This is a genomic window from Xanthomarina gelatinilytica, from assembly GCF_000348685.1.
Lineage (GTDB): Bacteria > Bacteroidota > Bacteroidia > Flavobacteriales > Flavobacteriaceae > Xanthomarina > Xanthomarina gelatinilytica.
Genome location: NZ_ANLA01000016.1, coordinates 34,152 through 49,691 on the forward strand (window position 1 = coordinate 34,152; position 15,540 = coordinate 49,691).

General features: G+C 35.8%; 21 protein-coding genes. 2 read left to right on the plus strand and 19 right to left on the minus strand.

The genetic code is table 11. The features are described 5' to 3' along the window. Position 1 precedes the first annotated feature (1 nt). The 19 genes from rpsH to rpsL all read right to left on the minus strand — a co-directional run bounded on the left by rpsH (position 2) and on the right by rpsL (position 10,227). Positions 2–400: a 30S ribosomal protein S8 gene (gene rpsH / locus D778_RS10550; RefSeq protein WP_007650459.1), complete on the minus strand. Its 399-nt coding sequence runs from the start codon at positions 398–400 to the stop codon at positions 2–4. Positions 401–475: 75 nt separating this feature from the next. Continuing rightward, positions 476–745 (minus strand): 30S ribosomal protein S14, encoded by a 270-nt coding sequence (gene rpsN, locus D778_RS10555; protein WP_040492186.1) that lies wholly within the window; start codon positions 743–745, stop codon positions 476–478. A 3-nt stretch (positions 746–748) separates the two neighbouring features. Next, positions 749–1,300: a 50S ribosomal protein L5 gene (gene rplE, locus D778_RS10560; RefSeq protein ID WP_007650462.1), complete on the minus strand. Its 552-nt coding sequence runs from the start codon at positions 1,298–1,300 to the stop codon at positions 749–751. A gap of 2 nt (positions 1,301–1,302) precedes the next feature. After that, positions 1,303–1,614 carry a 50S ribosomal protein L24 gene (gene rplX / locus D778_RS10565; protein ID WP_040492227.1) on the minus strand — a complete coding sequence of 104 codons (312 nt, stop codon included), beginning with the start codon at positions 1,612–1,614 and terminating at the stop codon, positions 1,303–1,305. Positions 1,615–1,625: 11 nt separating this feature from the next. Next, positions 1,626–1,994 (minus strand): 50S ribosomal protein L14, encoded by a 369-nt coding sequence (gene rplN, locus D778_RS10570; RefSeq protein WP_007650464.1) that lies wholly within the window; start codon positions 1,992–1,994, stop codon positions 1,626–1,628. A gap of 2 nt (positions 1,995–1,996) precedes the next feature. Beyond that, positions 1,997–2,254 carry a 30S ribosomal protein S17 gene (gene rpsQ, locus D778_RS10575; RefSeq protein ID WP_040492188.1) on the minus strand — a complete coding sequence of 86 codons (258 nt, stop codon included), beginning with the start codon at positions 2,252–2,254 and terminating at the stop codon, positions 1,997–1,999. Positions 2,255–2,267: 13 nt separating this feature from the next. Further along, entirely contained in the window at positions 2,268–2,459 is a 192-nt protein-coding gene (gene rpmC, locus D778_RS10580; protein ID WP_007650467.1) for a 50S ribosomal protein L29, read from the minus strand. Between the two features lie 13 nt (positions 2,460–2,472). Beyond that, a complete protein-coding gene (gene rplP / locus D778_RS10585; protein WP_007650469.1) occupies positions 2,473–2,892 on the minus strand; it encodes a 50S ribosomal protein L16 in 420 nt (139 codons plus the stop codon). Positions 2,893–2,914: 22 nt separating this feature from the next. Continuing rightward, the gene (gene rpsC / locus D778_RS10590; RefSeq protein WP_007650471.1) at positions 2,915–3,640 is read right to left on the minus strand and encodes a 30S ribosomal protein S3; all 726 of its coding nucleotides are present in this window, start codon (positions 3,638–3,640) and stop codon (positions 2,915–2,917) included. Positions 3,641–3,649: 9 nt separating this feature from the next. Then, positions 3,650–4,057, minus strand: coding sequence for a 50S ribosomal protein L22 (rplV, locus tag D778_RS10595; protein ID WP_007650473.1), 408 nt, complete (start codon positions 4,055–4,057; stop codon positions 3,650–3,652). Positions 4,058–4,063: 6 nt separating this feature from the next. Beyond that, on the minus strand, positions 4,064–4,342 hold the full coding sequence (gene rpsS / locus D778_RS10600) for a 30S ribosomal protein S19 (protein ID WP_007650474.1): 279 nt from the start codon (positions 4,340–4,342) through the stop codon (positions 4,064–4,066). Between the two features lie 6 nt (positions 4,343–4,348). Further along, positions 4,349–5,173 (minus strand): 50S ribosomal protein L2, encoded by an 825-nt coding sequence (gene rplB, locus D778_RS10605; protein ID WP_007650476.1) that lies wholly within the window; start codon positions 5,171–5,173, stop codon positions 4,349–4,351. A gap of 10 nt (positions 5,174–5,183) precedes the next feature. Then, entirely contained in the window at positions 5,184–5,474 is a 291-nt protein-coding gene (gene rplW, locus D778_RS10610) for a 50S ribosomal protein L23 (RefSeq protein ID WP_040492195.1), read from the minus strand. Positions 5,475–5,481: 7 nt separating this feature from the next. After that, a complete protein-coding gene (rplD, locus tag D778_RS10615) occupies positions 5,482–6,111 on the minus strand; it encodes a 50S ribosomal protein L4 (protein WP_007650480.1) in 630 nt (209 codons plus the stop codon). Next, positions 6,111–6,728, minus strand: coding sequence for a 50S ribosomal protein L3 (gene rplC / locus D778_RS10620; RefSeq protein ID WP_007650481.1), 618 nt, complete (start codon positions 6,726–6,728; stop codon positions 6,111–6,113). The genes rplD and rplC overlap by 1 nt, the downstream gene beginning before the upstream one ends. A 172-nt stretch (positions 6,729–6,900) precedes the next feature. After that, a complete protein-coding gene (gene rpsJ / locus D778_RS10625; protein WP_007650482.1) occupies positions 6,901–7,206 on the minus strand; it encodes a 30S ribosomal protein S10 in 306 nt (101 codons plus the stop codon). 12 nt (positions 7,207–7,218) lie between these two features. Next, positions 7,219–9,345: an elongation factor G gene (gene fusA / locus D778_RS10630; RefSeq protein WP_007650483.1), complete on the minus strand. Its 2,127-nt coding sequence runs from the start codon at positions 9,343–9,345 to the stop codon at positions 7,219–7,221. A 6-nt stretch (positions 9,346–9,351) separates the two neighbouring features. Beyond that, positions 9,352–9,828, minus strand: coding sequence for a 30S ribosomal protein S7 (gene rpsG, locus D778_RS10635; protein WP_007650485.1), 477 nt, complete (start codon positions 9,826–9,828; stop codon positions 9,352–9,354). A 24-nt stretch (positions 9,829–9,852) separates the two neighbouring features. Continuing rightward, positions 9,853–10,227 carry a 30S ribosomal protein S12 gene (gene rpsL / locus D778_RS10640; protein ID WP_040492199.1) on the minus strand — a complete coding sequence of 125 codons (375 nt, stop codon included), beginning with the start codon at positions 10,225–10,227 and terminating at the stop codon, positions 9,853–9,855. Between the two features lie 343 nt (positions 10,228–10,570). Between rpsL and D778_RS10645 the strand changes: the two genes are divergently transcribed. Together D778_RS10645 and D778_RS10650 are read left to right on the plus strand one after the other, a co-directional pair. Then, entirely contained in the window at positions 10,571–12,265 is a 1,695-nt protein-coding gene (locus D778_RS10645) for a POTRA domain-containing protein (protein WP_238307659.1), read from the plus strand. A 120-nt stretch (positions 12,266–12,385) separates the two neighbouring features. Further along, positions 12,386–15,532: a SusC/RagA family TonB-linked outer membrane protein gene (locus tag D778_RS10650; protein WP_007650495.1), complete on the plus strand. Its 3,147-nt coding sequence runs from the start codon at positions 12,386–12,388 to the stop codon at positions 15,530–15,532. The last annotated feature ends 8 nt before the right edge of the window (positions 15,533–15,540 follow it).

The window sequence follows — 15,540 nt, forward strand, 5'->3', positions numbered from 1 at the left end:
ATTAGTAAACGTAACAAAGTACTTCGCCACCTACATTTTCCCTTTGTGCTTGCTTACCTGTCATTACTCCATGAGAAGTAGAAACAATGGCAATACCAAGACCGTTTAAAATTCTAGGTAGTTCTTTTGAACTTGCATACTTACGTAAACCTGGTTTACTTATTCTTTGAATCTTTTTAATTACAGGTTCTTTGGTCTCTTTATTGTACTTAAGGGCTATCTTAATGGTCCCTTGTACAGAGTTGTCCTCAAATTTGTAACTTAAAATATATCCTTGTTCGAATAATATTTTAGTAATTTCCTTTTTTAAATTAGATGCTGGAATCTCAACCACTCTGTGGTTGGCTCGAACAGCATTTCTAATTCTAGTCAAATAATCCGCTATTGGATCTGTATTCATAGTTATTAAATTTCGGAATCGGTTTTTAACTCTTTTTTGTTAAACCTAATTCCCGTTTATAATTCTTTTATAATATTACCAGCTTGCCTTTTTAACTCCAGGTATTAAACCTTGGTTAGCCATTTCCCTGAAGGTAACTCTGGAAATCCCAAAGGTTCTCATGTAACCTCTTGGTCTTCCTGTTAACTTGCAACGGTTGTGCATGCGTACAGGAGAAGCATTTTTTGGTAACTTTTGTAATGCTTCGTAATCTCCAGCTTCTTTTAAAGCTTTACGTTTCTCAGCATATTTTGCTACTGTTTTTGCTCTTTTTACCTCACGGGCTTTCATTGATTCTTTAGCCATATCTTAATTCTTTTGAAAAGGTAATCCTAATTCTGTTAATAATGATTTTGCTTCCTTATCTGTTTCTGCTGAGGTAACAAATGTAATATCCATTCCAGAAATTTTGTTTACCTTATCGATATCGATTTCTGGGAAGATAATTTGTTCTGTAATTCCTAAATTATAATTACCTCTACCATCGAATCCTGTGGCTTTAATTCCATTAAAGTCTCTTACTCGTGGTAATGCTGAAGTAATTAAACGATCTAAAAATTCGTACATTCTTTCACCACGTAAAGTTACTTTGGCGCCAATTGGCATACCTTTACGTAATTTGAATGATGCAACGTCTTTTTTAGAGATGGTTGCAACGGTCTTTTGTCCAGTTATAGTTGTTAATTCTTCCACAGCGTGGTCAATTAACTTTTTATCGGCAACTGCTGCTCCAACTCCTTTAGATACTACTATCTTTTGAAGTTTAGGCACTTGCATGATGTTTTTATAACCAAATTCGTCTGTAAGAGCTGCAGTTATTCTGCTTTTGTACTCTTCTTTAAGTCTAGGTGTATATGCCATAACTAAATTACTTCATTAGATTTTTTAGAAAATCTCACTTTTTTATCGCCTTCCATTCTGTACCCAACTCTGGTTGTTTCCCCTTTAGAGGTTAACAATGATAAGTTGGAAATTTGAATAGCTGCTTCTTTTTCTACGATTCCACCTTGAGGGTTCTGTGCACTTGGCTTAGTGTGTTTCTTTACCATGTTGATTCCCTCAACGATCGCTTTGTTCTTATCTTTTAATACTTTAAGCACTTTCCCTTCAGAACCTTTATGGTCTCCGGCTATTACTTTTACGGTATCTCCTGATTTTATTTTAAGCTTTGTCATTTTATTTTGCATTAAAGCACTTCAGGTGCTAATGATACAATTTTCATGAATTGTTTATCACGAAGTTCTCTTGCAACAGGACCAAATACACGTGTTCCTCTCATCTCACCGGTTGGGTTTAATAAAACACATGCGTTATCGTCAAATCTTATATAAGATCCATCTGGTCTTCTTACTTCTTTTCTTGTACGTACAACAACTGCAGTTGAAACAGCACCTTTTTTAATGTTTCCATTAGGTGTTGCATCTTTAACTGTAACAACAATTTTGTCGCCAACAGATGCGTATCTTCTCTTGGTACCACCTAGAACACGTATGGTCAATACTTCTTTTGCTCCAGTGTTATCAGCTACTTTTAATCTTGATTCTGTTTGTATCATAATTATTTAGCTCTTTCTATTATTTCAACTAGTCTCCAACATTTGGATTTACTCATAGGCCTTGTTTCCATGATCTTTACAGTATCTCCAATGTTACAATCGTTTGTTTCGTCGTGCGCAACGTATTTTTTTGTTTTTAACACGAACTTTCCATACATAGGGTGTTTTACTTTTTTAACTTCAGAAACCACAATAGATTTCTGCATTTTGTTACTAGTAACAATTCCTATACGTTCTTTTCTTAAATTTCTTGTTTCCATCTTTTCGGCAGAATTATTGTAAATCTCTTTTAGTTAATTCGGTCGCAATTCTAGCTACGTCTCTTCTTAAGGAACGTAATTGAATTGGGTTCTCTAAAGGAGAGATTGTATGAGCCATTTTTAAATCTACATAGCTCTTTTTGGTTTCACTAAGTTTCTCTTGTAACTCAGCTACAGATAATTCTTTAATTTCTGATTGTTTCATAATATCAAATAAATTATGCTTCGTAATCTCGAGCAATTATAAACTTAGTTCTAACTGGTAGTTTTTGTGCTGCTAGACGTAAAGCTTCTTGAGCTACTTCTAATGGCACACCACCTACTTCAAATAATATTCTACCTGGTTTAACGGTTGCTACCCAGTATTCAACAGCACCTTTACCTTTACCCATACGTACTTCAAGAGGTTTCTTTGTGATAGGCTTGTCTGGGAAAATTTTAATCCAGATAGATCCTTCTCTCTTCATGAAACGTGTAGCAGCAATACGTGCAGCTTCTATTTGACGAGCTGTAACAAAGCTTGTGTCTAACGATTTTATACCAAAAGTTCCACTGGATAAACGGTGACCCCTTCCGGCGTTACCTTTCATGCGTCCCTTTTGTTGCTTACGAAATTTTGTTTTTTTAGGCTGTAACATTTTTTGTGTTCTTTATAAAAAATTACTTTCTACGACGAGGGTTGGATTTGTTTCCACCACGTCCTCCGGTTCCACCTTTTCCTTGCTTCTTAGATAACCCAACAAGAGGAGAAAGTTCTCTTTTACCATATACTTCGCCTTTCATGATCCATACTTTAATCCCTAATCTACCATAAGTAGTGTGGGCCTCAACTAAAGCGTAATCAATATCGGCTCTGAATGTTGATAAAGGAATACGTCCTTCTTTGTAGTGTTCGCTTCGTGCCATCTCGGCACCATTTAAACGACCACTGATTTGGATTTTAATTCCTTCTGCATTCATTCGCATGGTTGCAGCGATAGCCATTTTGATTGCACGTCTGTAAGAAATTCTATTTTCTATTTGACGAGCAACACTAGCTGCCACCAATTGCGCATCAAGTTCTGGTCTTTTAATTTCAAATATGTTTATTTGAACTTCTTTACCAGTAATTTTCTTAAGCTCTTCTTTCAACTTGTCTACCTCTTGACCTCCTTTACCAATAATGATACCAGGACGGGCCGTTGTGATAGTAACGGTTACAAGTTTAAGGGTTCTTTCGATAATTACTCTTGAAACACTAGCTTTAGATAGACGTGCGTGAACGTACTTTCTGATCTTATCGTCTTCGGCAAGTTTATCGCCATAATCGTTTCCTCCGTACCAGTTAGATTCCCATCCTCTGATAATTCCTAAGCGATTTCCGATTGGATTTGTTTTTTGTCCCATATCTCTATCTTAACTTTGTGTGTTATTATTGGCTCCTACCACAACTGTTACGTGGTTTGAACGTTTTCTAATTCTGTGTGCGCGACCTTGAGGTGCTGGACGTAATCTTTTTAACATAGATCCGCCATCCACTCTTATTTCTTTTATAAACAATTCAGCCTCTTCAATATTGGCATCTTCGTTTTTTGCTTGCCAGTTTGCAATTGCAGACAGTAACAAGGTTTCTAAACGGTTTGAGGCTTCTTTTTGACTGAATTTTAAAATATTAAGCGCTTTCTCTACTTTTTCGCCTCTTACTAAATCGGCTACTAAACGCATTTTTCTTGGTGATGTAGGACAGTTATTAAGTTTAGCAAAAGCAATGTGCTTTTTCTCTTCCTTAATCGCGTCTGCCATTTGTTTTTTACGACTTCCCATAGCTTACTACTTTTTACCTTTGTTTTTAGCACCTGCATGACCTCTAAAAGATCTTGTTGGTGAAAATTCTCCTAATTTATGTCCTACCATATTTTCAGTTACATATACTGGTACGAATTGACGACCGTTATGAACTGCAATAGTTTGTCCAACGAAATCTGGGGTAATCATACTGGCTCTAGACCAAGTTTTGATTACTGATTTTTTTCCAGATTCAACGTTATCTTGAACTTTCTTCTCTAATTTATAATGAACGTAAGGTCCTTTTTTTAATGATCTTGACATGACTTATTATTTCTTTCTACGTTCTACAATATATTTATTACTCGCTTTTGTTTTAGAACGGGTTCTATAACCTTTAGCAGGTAAACCTTTTCTAGAACGTGGATGACCACCTGAGGCTCGTCCTTCTCCACCACCCATTGGATGATCAATAGGGTTCATTACCACTGGTCTTGTTCGTGGACGTCTTCCTAACCATCTTGTTCTACCTGCTTTACCAGATACTAACAATTGATGGTCTGAGTTTGATACAACGCCTATTGTAGCCATACAGGTTACCAACACCAAACGGGTTTCTCCTGAAGGAAGTTTGATAGTTGCAAACTTCTCTCCTCTTGCCATTAATTGTGCAAAAGTACCAGCACTACGAGCCATAACAGCTCCTTGTCCTGGACGTAACTCAACACAAGAAATAATGGTTCCTAAAGGAATTTTACTTAATGGCATGGCGTTACCAATTTCAGTAGGAGCAGTATCACCAGATACCACTGTTTGCCCTACTTGCAAACCGTTTTGTGCAATTATGTATGCTTTTTCACCATCTTGATAGTGCAATAATGCAATAAAAGCTGTTCTGTTTGGATCGTACTCAATAGACTTAACTTCTGCTGGAATTCCAGTTTTGTTACGTTTGAAATCGATAATACGATACTTTCTTTTATGACCTCCACCTATGTAGCGCATGGTCATTTTTCCTTGACTGTTTCTACCACCTGAACGTTTTTTCGGAGCTAATAAACTTTTCTCCGGCTTATCAGTAGTTATGGCGTCATACCCATTTACTACTCTAAATCGCTGTCCTGGTGTGATTGGTTTTAATTTTCTTACTGACATCTTAGTCTAATTACATGTTACTGTATAAATCAATCATTTCACCTTCCGCCAGTTGTACAATTGCTTTTTTTACAGCATTTGTTTTACCATGTTGAATCCCAGTTTTTGTAAACTTGGTCTTTCTATCTGGACGGACATTAATAGTACGAACTTTTTCAACAGAAACGCCATAAGCAGCTTCCACCGCTTTTTTAATTTCTACCTTGTTCGCCTTGGTATTCACTGCGAATGTATAGCAGTTTCTTAACTCGCTATCAGCTGTCGCTTTTTCTGTGATTATAGGTTTAATTAAGATATTCATTTGTTTCTTATTTACTTAAATTCGATTCAATTTCTTCTAAAGAACTCTCCAATAGCACTACTTGATTTGCATTTAAAATCTTGTAAGTACTTAATTCTGAGTTGCTTATAACTTCAGAGCCTTTTAAATTGCGTGACGACAAATATACATTATTATTTGAAGCGCCCAACACAAATAGAGACTTTTTGTTTTCCAGGTCTAAAGCCTTTAAAACGGCAACGAAATTTTTTGTTTTTGGGGAATCAAAATTAAAGTCTTCCAATACCACAATTGATTTTTCGTTTGCTTTAATGCTCAAGGCCGATTTTCTAGCTAAACGCTTTAAATTTTTATTTAATTTAAAACCATAGTTTCTTGGTCTTGGACCAAACATACGTCCACCTCCTTTAAAAACTCCAGACTTGATAGATCCAGCTCTAGCTGTACCAGTTCCTTTTTGTTTTTTAATTTTACGTGTACTTCCAGAAATCTCAGCTCTTTCTTTAGCTTTGTGAGTTCCTTGTCTTTGGTTTGCCAAATATTGTTTAACATCCAAATATACAGCGTGATTATTAGGCTCAATAGCAAAAACAGCATCAGAAAGGTCTGCCTTTCTTCCTGTTTCTTTTCCGTTTATATCTAAAACTGCTACTTTCATTATTTCTGAATAATTACATAAGCGTTTTTATGACCAGGCACACAGCCTTTAACCACAAGTAAGTTCTTTTCTGGAACCACTTTTAAAACTCTTAAATTTTCAACTTTTACTTTATCAGTTCCCATTCTACCGGCCATTTTCATTCCTTTAAATACTCTTGCAGGATATGAAGCAGCACCAATAGAACCTGGAGCTCTTAAACGGTTGTGTTGACCGTGGGTAGCTTGACCTACACCACCAAAACCGTGACGTTTTACAACTCCTTGGAAGCCTTTACCTTTTGAAGTTCCAGAGATATCTACAAACTCCCCTTCAATAAAGTGCTCTACAGTTATTGCATCACCTAATTTGTACTCCTTATCAAAACCTTTGAATTCAGCGATTTTGCGTTTTACAGAAGTTCCTGCTTTTTTTGCGTGACCTAAGTCTGCTTTAGTAGCACTTTTTTCTGTCGCGTCATCGAAACCAAGTTGAATGGCTTTGTAACCGTCAACTTCTTCAGTTCTGACTTGGGTAACGATACATGGTCCAGCTTCGATTACTGTACATGGAATGTTTTTTCCATTTTCATCGAAAATGCTGGTCATACCGATTTTTTTTCCTATTAACCCAGACATATTTTGTTTTTTTAGTATGGACAATTCGCGACTTGTCCTTTTTGTTTGTTTTTCTATGGACAAGTCGCGACTTGTCCTTATTTAAAATTCAAGGCTGAAAAATACGTTTCAGCCTTGAATTGTATTTTTCCGTTTTTCCCTAACCATCGTTAAGGACATGTTCTTGCCTTACTTACACCTTTATCTCTACTTCAACACCACTTGGCAATTCAAGTTTCATCAAAGCGTCGATGGTTTTTGAAGAAGACGAGTAGATATCCAATAATCTCTTGTATGAGCTTAATTGAAATTGTTCTCTGGACTTCTTGTTAACGTGAGGTGAACGCAATACAGTGAAAATCTTTTTGTGAGTTGGTAATGGAATTGGTCCCGTTACTACAGCTCCAGTACTTTTTACTGTTTTTACAATCTTATCAGCAGATTTATCTACTAAATTGTGATCGTAAGACTTTAATTTTATTCTAATTTTTTGACTCATTTTCTTAAGATTTTAAGCTTCTACGCCTTTAGCTGCCTTAATAACTTCTTCTGAAATATTTGAAGGAGTTTCAGCATAGTGTGAAAATTCCATTGTTGATGTTGCACGTCCTGAAGACAAGGTTCTTAATGTGGTTACATAACCAAACATTTCTGATAGAGGCACAGTAGCTTTAACAGTTTTTGCTCCTGCTCTGTCTCCCATATCGCTTACCTGTCCACGACGACGGTTTAAATCTCCTACTATATCACCCATATTTTCTTCTGGAGTAATTACTTCCAGTTTCATTATAGGCTCCATGATTACAGCTTTTGCAGCTTTTGCAGCAGCTTTAAATCCTAATTTTGCTGCCAATTCGAAAGATAATTGATCAGAATCCACATCGTGGTATGAACCATCTGTTAATGTTACTTTCATAGCATCAACTTCGTATCCTGCCAATGGACCATTTTGCATAGCCATTTTGAATCCTTTTTCAATAGAAGGGATAAATTCTTTAGGAACGTTACCTCCTTTAATTTCTGAAACGAATTCCAATCCTACTTTTCCTTCTTCAGCTGGTTCTAGCGTGAATACAATATCAGCGAATTTACCACGACCACCAGATTGTTTCTTATAAACTTCCCTGTGTTCAGCCTTTTTTGTGATGGCTTCTTTGTACTCTACTTGAGGTTGACCTTGGTTTACTTCAACCTTGAACTCACGTCTTAAACGGTCAACAATAATATCTAAGTGAAGCTCACCCATTCCAGAAATGATAGTCTGTCCTGAAGCTTCGTCTGTTCTAACAGTAAATGTTGGATCTTCTTCTGCCAATTTAGATAAAGCCATCCCTAATTTGTCAACATCTGCTTTAGTTTTTGGCTCCACAGCAATACCAATTACTGGATCTGGGAAGTTCATGGATTCTAAAACAATTGGATGTTTTTCATCAGACATGGTGTCACCTGTCTTAATATCTTTAAAACCTACAGCAGCTCCAATATCACCAGCTTCGATAAAATCGATAGCGTTTTGCTTGTTTGCGTGCATTTGATAGATTCTAGAAATACGCTCTTTTTTTCCTGAACGGTTGTTTAGAATATAAGAACCAGCGTCCAAACGCCCTGAATAGGCTCTAAAGAAAGCCAAACGTCCCACAAAAGGGTCGGTAGCAATTTTAAAGGCTAATGCAGCAAAAGGCTCATTAACATCAGGTTTACGCGTTTCTTCTTTTTCTGTATTAGGATTAATCCCTTTAATATTATCTCTATCCAATGGAGAAGGCAAATAACGACATACAGCATCTAAAAGGAACTGTACACCTTTATTTTTGAATGAAGAACCACATACCATAGGTATGATTGCCATATCCATTACAGCAGCTCTTAGTGCAGCATGCACTTCATCTTCTGTAATAGACTCTTCATCTTCCATGAATTTTTCCAATAAATTTTCATCATAGCTAGCTACTTCTTCAATCAATAGGGCTCTGTAGTTACGTACTTCTTCCTTCATGTCTTCAGGAATTTCAACTACGTCAAAAGTAGAACCAAAATTGTCATCATGCCAGATTATAGCTCTGTTCTTAACTAAATCTACAACCCCTTTAAAATCTGCTTCATCTCCAATAGGCAAAACTATAGGGACAGCATTGGATCCTAGCATTTCTTTCACCTGATTGTTCACTTCAAGGAAGTTTGCTCCTTGACGATCCATTTTATTAACAAAACCAATTCTTGGGACTTTATAATTGTCTGCCAATCTCCAGTTAGTTTCAGATTGTGGCTCTACACCATCCACTGCACTAAATAAGAATACCAAACCATCCAAAACACGTAAAGAACGGTTTACTTCTACCGTAAAATCTACGTGACCAGGAGTATCAATAATATTAAAGTGATAATCTTTAGCATCCTCTGTTGGCACTCCGTTTTCTTTAGGAAAAGTCCAGTCGCAGGTAGTTGCTGCAGAAGTAATTGTAATACCTCTTTCAGCTTCTTGCTCCATCCAGTCCATAGTTGAAGACCCTTCATGGGTCTCCCCTATTTTATGATTAACTCCAGTGTAAAATAATATTCGCTCAGTTGTTGTTGTTTTACCAGCATCAATATGAGCTGCAATTCCTATGTTTCTTGTATATTTTAAATCTCTTGCCATTTGTTACTAGAATCTAAAGTGTGAGAATGCTTTGTTTGCTTCTGCCATTTTATGAGTATCTACTCTTTTCTTTACAGCTGCTCCTTCTTCTTTAGCTGCTGCTAAAATTTCTGAAGCTAAACGCTGTGCCATAGATTTTTCGTTTCTTTTACGGGAATAACTAATAAGCCATTTCATTGCTGTAGAAACTTTTCTATCTGGTCTAATCTGCATAGGGATTTGAAAAGTGGCACCTCCCACACGACGGCTACGTACTTCTACGTGAGGCATCACATTGGATAAGGCATCTTTCCACAACTCCAAAGCAGTTTTTTCTTCGTCTGTTTTCTTTTGATCCACGATATCGATTGCATCGTAAAACACTTTAAAAGCTACTGACTTTTTACCATCCCACATCATCATGTTCACGAATCTAGTTACCAACTGATCGTTGAAACGTGGATCTGGTAAAAGCGGTCTTTTTTTCGCTTGTCTTTTTCTCATGTCTTCTTCTTAAGTTTTCTTTAATTAACTTTTAGGGCGTTTTGCACCATACTTAGATCTACGTTGTGTTCTACCTGCAACACCTGCTGTGTCCAAGGCGCCACGAACGATGTGATATCTAACTCCTGGCAAATCTTTTACCCTTCCACCTCTAACCAATACTATCGAGTGCTCTTGCAAATTGTGTCCTTCTCCTGGAATGTATGCGTTCACCTCTTTACCATTTGTCAACCTTACCCTTGCTACTTTACGCATTGCCGAGTTAGGTTTTTTAGGTGTTGTAGTGTAAACACGAGTACAAACTCCACGTCTTTGTGGACACGAATCTAAAGCAACCGATTTACTCTTCTTGGTTATTTTGGCTCTTCCTTTTCGTACTAATTGTGAAATTGTTGGCATATATTTTATATAATATTTTACAAATACCTCTTATTAGAGGGCTGCAAAGGTAGAAATATATTTTAAACTTTCAAATGTTAATTGATTAATTTTCACATCATAGACATTTTTTTTTCAAACAGCTTTTTAAAATGGTTTCACACCTATATCATGAAAGCTTATTGCCATAAAAGAAGAAGCTGGGATAAAAAAGAATCCATACATGTATATGCATGGCAGTTTTTATCGATATAATATGGGCAATTTTGCGCTGAACAAAAAAATTAATATTACAGATATATAATAAATGTTCTTTTTACGTTAGTTTTACAAATCCAATAGTTTTCCCTAACAGTTGTAAAAAGTGATTAAATCATTACACGCTATACTTATTATATCTTTCTTTTTTTCTTCGGAAATGCTCTGTCAAGAGTTACAATTAAAAATAACCGGAAAAGACTCCCTTGAAACCAAAACCATCGACTCCATTAGGTATGAAAAATACCATAGGGATTTTGAGTCCATCTCAAACGAGTTAACAGCCTTTAGAAAAAAATTGAACTCCCTAGGCTATATTGAAAGTAAAATGTTGCCTTTAAGAAAAGAAGATTCGATCTTTAACGCCAAGTTTTCACTAAACACCAAATACAATTACCTAAATATATTTTTCACAGACAGCCTTGTCTCCAGAAAAATTTTGGAAAAGTTGTCCAACAATATTTCCGAAGGCCAATTTAGCATTCCAATTGAAGATACAGAAAGGGTACTTACTGCCATTAATTTAAAGCTATCGGAAAATGGAGACCCTTTTAGCACATTAAAATTATCGGACATCACCATCAACAACAAAGGTGAAATTGATGCAACACTCATACGCTCTGAAAAGACACAAGTGAGACGGATTGATAAAGTCATTATCAAAGGTTATGAGAAATTCCCGAAGTCTTTTTTAAAACACTATCTTAAAATCAAGGAACAACAAGTTTTCAACTTAACACAAATAAAAAAACAAATAACAGATTTAAACGAACTGAATTTTGCTAGGCAACTAAAAGACCCTGAAGTTCTCTTTACAAAAGACTCGACCACATTGTATGTGTTTATTGAAAAAGTGAAAAGCAACAATTTTGATGGCTTTATTGGTTTTGGAACCAATGAGGAGACAAACAACATAGAGTTTAGTGGCTATTTAAATCTAGAATTGAACAATAACTTGAATTACGGAGAGTCTTTTAGGTTGGTTTACAAAAGTGACGAAAACGATCAAAAGAATTTTTTGGTGAATTTAAACCTGCCTTATTTATTCAATTCGCCCATTGGAACAGAGCTGGAACTAAGTTTGCTGAAAAAAGATTCTTCTTTTTCTACCGTAAACCAAAATGCCAAACTATTCTATCAAATAAACCCAAAAAACAATGTGTTTGTTGGTATCAGATCCATTAAATCGAACAACCTACTGGATTCCCTATACAGCAATCCTACCATTCAGGATTACACTTCAACATTTTACAATGTTCGTTACCTATACAGAAAACGGCAAAAAGACAATATGCTATTCAACACCAAAACCCTATTGGATGTTCAAGTTGAAACCGGAACCAGGACCTTTGAAAAACAAAACATAAAACAACAACAACTTGTTCTGGATGCCTATCACATTTTCAACTTGAACCAAAAAAACAACATTTATTTAAGAGGCACAGGTTTTGGTTTGTTTTCTGATACGTATTTTGAAAACGAATTGGCCAGGTTTGGAGGCATTAATTCCATAAGGGGATTTGAAGAAAACAGCCTGTCGGCAACACAATTTGGGGTTTTAAATACAGAATATAGATATGTCTTCAATAACAGTATTTACATCCATACCATCATAGACTTTGCCTATTTGGAAAACAAACTCATAGCACAGAAGGAAAAACTCTACAGTTTTGGGTTTGGATTTGGGTTAATTACCAAAGCTGGACTGCTAAAGTTCAATTTTGCCAATGGCAAAAACGAAAACCAAACTTTTAAATTCTCGAATTCTCAAGTACATTTAAGTCTTACAGCATTTTTTTAGGGGTTTTTTAACTAAAATTCACGGTATTTTTAAAAAAAATTAAAATTTTAACCCTTAAATATTGTTTAATTAACTTTTTATTATGATTTTTGGCGTAGACTAATTCAAATAAAATATAAAATGAAAACAAAGTTTAGTGGAATTTTAACGCTATTCCTAGCGTTTGTTGTGCAATTTACGTTTGCACAAGAAAAAACAATTTCAGGAACTGTGTCCGATGAAAACGGGTTACCCCTTCCTGGAGTTAATATTATTGTAAAAGGTACGACCAATGGTACACAAACAGATTTTGATGGAAACTATTCCATCACTGCGAGTACTGGAGATGTCTTATCTTACTCTTTCGTTGGTTATACCAAAAAAGAAATGACTGTTGGAGCTTCCAACAACATTAGCTTTAGTATGACCCCTGATGTAACTGCTATTGATGAAGTAGTAATTACGGCTTTAGGGATTAAGAAAGAAGAAAAATCAATTGGTTACGCTGTTCAAAAAGTTGATGGTGACGACATTGCTGAGTCCAATGAGACAAACGTAGTTAACTCACTTTCAGGTAAAGTTGCTGGTGTTCAGGTTACTAACAGTTCTGGTGCAACAGGTTCTTCTTCAAGAATCGTTTTAAGAGGTGCATCCAGTATTACTGGTAACAACCAACCTTTATTCGTGATTGATGGAATTCCAGTTGACAACTCAAATTATGGAAATGCAGGCTATAGTGGTGGATTTGATTTACCAAATGGAGCTGCTGACATTAACCCTGATGATATTGAATCTGTAACAGTATTAAAAGGTCCAAACGCAGCTGCGTTATATGGTCTTCGTGCTGCTAATGGTGTAATTGTTATTACTACCAAAAAAGGTTCAACGTCTAAAGATAAGTTAGGTATTACATTTAGTTCATCCGCTTCTTTTGAGAACCCATTATTATTACCAGATTTCCAAAACTCTTATGGACAAGGTGGAAACCCTTTCTATTTTGAATTTATAGATGGACAAAACGGTGATGGTGGAATTGATGAAAGTTGGGGTCCTGCTTTAGATGTAGGTTATGAATTCGTACAATGGAATTCTTACACTGTTGATGGAGCACCTCTTCCATGGGTATCTCAACCAGACAATATTAAAGATTTCTATGAAACTGGACTTACTTTAAACAATAACATCTCCTTCACTGGAGGTACAGATAAAACTAATTTCAGATTATCTTTAGGATTATTGGATCAAGAAGGTATGGTTCCAAACACAGATTTTAGAAGATACAATATTGCAGGAGTAACATCTATGCAGGTTAGTGACAAAATCAATGTGTCTTTAAATGCTAAATATATCAGATCTGAGGCTGATAACTTAGTAACTGTAGGTTACAGTAATGCAAACCCAGTACAACAGATGATTTGGTCTGGTCGTAACGTAGATTTCAATGCGTTAAAAGATTGGCAAAACTTACCGTTAGCTGCTGAAGGTACTGCTGGTGAAGGAACGCCTTTAAACTGGAATACTGTATTCCAAAACAACCCTTTCTGGTATTTGGATACTAACTTAAATGCTTATAATAAAGACCGTGTAATTGGTGGTGTAAACCTTTCTTTTGATGTTACCAATTGGTTAACAATATCTGGTAAAACAGGGGTTGATTTTTGGAAATCTCAAACTAGAGAGAACAAAGCAAAAGGATCTAACGATGCTCCAGAAGGATATTATAGAGTCATTGACAGAACTTTCTATGAAGTTAACAGTGAAGTATTATTATCTTCTGCCGGAAACATTACTGATGATTTTACATACTCTTTAAATGCAGGTGGTAACACCATGTACAGAAAGAATGATTTAATATTTGCGACAGCTCCTCAATTAGAGTTGCCAGGTTTATATAACGTAAGTAACGTAAAAACTGGTGTTGACCCTATTCAAGGTGCAACTTATGCAGAGCAAAAAATTAACAGTTTATATGGATTTGGACAAATAGGTTTCAAAAACATGTTGTTTGTTGACGTTACTGCAAGAAATGATTGGTCTAGTTTATTACCAGTTGATAACAACTCATTCTTTTACCCATCTGTAACTGTGAGTGCAGTATTGAGTGATGTTTTCAATATGGACAAATCTACTGTTTCATTGTTAAAAGTAAGAGGTGGTTGGTCTAAAGTAGGATCTACTGGAGCTTTAGGAGCTTACAGATTACAAGATGTTTACCAATTTGCTCAAGATGGTTGGGATGGTACAAACTTTTTGTTCTTACCTTCAGCCATTAATAATCCTGAAATTGGACCTGAGACAACCAGTGGTTATGAATTTGGTTTAGATGCTAGATTGTTTGAAAACAGATTGCGTTTTGATTTTACTTACTACGATCAAACGTCTGAAGACTTGATTGTTGATGTACAATTATCATCTGCAACAGGTAGTGGATCTTCTCTACAAAATGTTGGTGAAATGAGAAACAAAGGTATCGAAGTTCAATTAGGAGGTACTTTAGTAAAAACTGATGATTGGCAAGTTGACTTAGAACTTAACTGGGCTAAGAACGACAACGAAGTGGTATCTTTAGGTGACCTTGAAACTTTAGTTTTAGGTGGGCAATGGAGTACTACAATTGAGGCGAGAGTTGGTGAATCTTATGGAACAATTGTTGGTCCTGCTTTTGAAAGAGCTCCAAATGGGGAAATTCTTTATGAAAATGGTTTACCAGTAATTGGTGGAAGTGAAGTATTAGGAAACGTGACTCCAGATTGGACTGGTGGTGCTAATTTAATTGTATCTTACAAAAACTTTAGATTTGATGCTTTAGTAGATGGAAAAATGGGTGGAGATATCTACACCATGACAACTTCTTGGGGTAGATATGCTGGTGTTTTAGAAGAAACAATGCAAGGTCGTGAAACCGGGATAGTTGGTCAAGGTACTATGAATATTGGTACAGATGCCAACCCAGAGTATGTACCTAACAATGTTGTAACTTCTGCTAAAGACTATAACCAAAGAGCATTCTCTAACAGTATTGCTGAAAGTTCAGTGTTTGACGCATCTTACATCAAATTAAGACAATTAGGATTAACTTATACCTTCCCTAAGAAATGGTTAGCAAATATTGCTTTAGACGATGTGAATTTCTCTGTTGTAGGTAGAAATTTAGCTTTCCTTTACAAGAAAGTACCACATATCGATCCTGAAAGTGCTTTCAGTAATGATAATGGAAACCAAGGTCTAGAATTTGGTCAACTACCTTCTGCAAGAAGTATTTCATTTAATGTTAACCTTAAATTCTAATTTTAAAA

What these genes read in the sequence shown, in the direction of transcription:
- rpsC (WP_007650471.1), bottom strand. Translation starts at nt 3,640, where the DNA reads ATGGGACAAAAAACAAATCCAATCGGAAATCGCTTAGGAATTATCAGA.
- rplX (WP_040492227.1), bottom strand. Translation starts at nt 1,614, where the DNA reads ATGACAAAGCTTAAAATAAAATCAGGAGATACCGTAAAAGTAATAGCC.
- rplN (WP_007650464.1), bottom strand. Translation starts at nt 1,994, where the DNA reads ATGATACAAACAGAATCAAGATTAAAAGTAGCTGATAACACTGGAGCA.
- rpsQ (WP_040492188.1), bottom strand. Translation starts at nt 2,254, where the DNA reads ATGGAAACAAGAAATTTAAGAAAAGAACGTATAGGAATTGTTACTAGT.
- rpsL (WP_040492199.1), bottom strand. Translation starts at nt 10,227, where the DNA reads ATGCCAACAATTTCACAATTAGTACGAAAAGGAAGAGCCAAAATAACC.
- rpsN (WP_040492186.1), bottom strand. Translation starts at nt 745, where the DNA reads ATGGCTAAAGAATCAATGAAAGCCCGTGAGGTAAAAAGAGCAAAAACA.
- rplD (WP_007650480.1), bottom strand. Translation starts at nt 6,111, where the DNA reads ATGAAAGTAGCAGTTTTAGATATAAACGGAAAAGAAACAGGAAGAAAG.
- rpsJ (WP_007650482.1), bottom strand. Translation starts at nt 7,206, where the DNA reads ATGAGTCAAAAAATTAGAATAAAATTAAAGTCTTACGATCACAATTTA.
- rplP (WP_007650469.1), bottom strand. Translation starts at nt 2,892, where the DNA reads ATGTTACAGCCTAAAAAAACAAAATTTCGTAAGCAACAAAAGGGACGC.
- fusA (WP_007650483.1), bottom strand. Translation starts at nt 9,345, where the DNA reads ATGGCAAGAGATTTAAAATATACAAGAAACATAGGAATTGCAGCTCAT.
- rpmC (WP_007650467.1), bottom strand. Translation starts at nt 2,459, where the DNA reads ATGAAACAATCAGAAATTAAAGAATTATCTGTAGCTGAGTTACAAGAG.
- D778_RS10650 (WP_007650495.1), top strand. Translation starts at nt 12,386, where the DNA reads ATGAAAACAAAGTTTAGTGGAATTTTAACGCTATTCCTAGCGTTTGTT.
- rpsG (WP_007650485.1), bottom strand. Translation starts at nt 9,828, where the DNA reads ATGAGAAAAAGACAAGCGAAAAAAAGACCGCTTTTACCAGATCCACGT.
- rplE (WP_007650462.1), bottom strand. Translation starts at nt 1,300, where the DNA reads ATGGCATATACACCTAGACTTAAAGAAGAGTACAAAAGCAGAATAACT.
- rplV (WP_007650473.1), bottom strand. Translation starts at nt 4,057, where the DNA reads ATGGGAAGTCGTAAAAAACAAATGGCAGACGCGATTAAGGAAGAGAAA.
- rpsS (WP_007650474.1), bottom strand. Translation starts at nt 4,342, where the DNA reads ATGTCAAGATCATTAAAAAAAGGACCTTACGTTCATTATAAATTAGAG.
- rpsH (WP_007650459.1), bottom strand. Translation starts at nt 400, where the DNA reads ATGAATACAGATCCAATAGCGGATTATTTGACTAGAATTAGAAATGCT.
- rplB (WP_007650476.1), bottom strand. Translation starts at nt 5,173, where the DNA reads ATGTCAGTAAGAAAATTAAAACCAATCACACCAGGACAGCGATTTAGA.
- rplW (WP_040492195.1), bottom strand. Translation starts at nt 5,474, where the DNA reads ATGAATATCTTAATTAAACCTATAATCACAGAAAAAGCGACAGCTGAT.
- rplC (WP_007650481.1), bottom strand. Translation starts at nt 6,728, where the DNA reads ATGTCTGGGTTAATAGGAAAAAAAATCGGTATGACCAGCATTTTCGAT.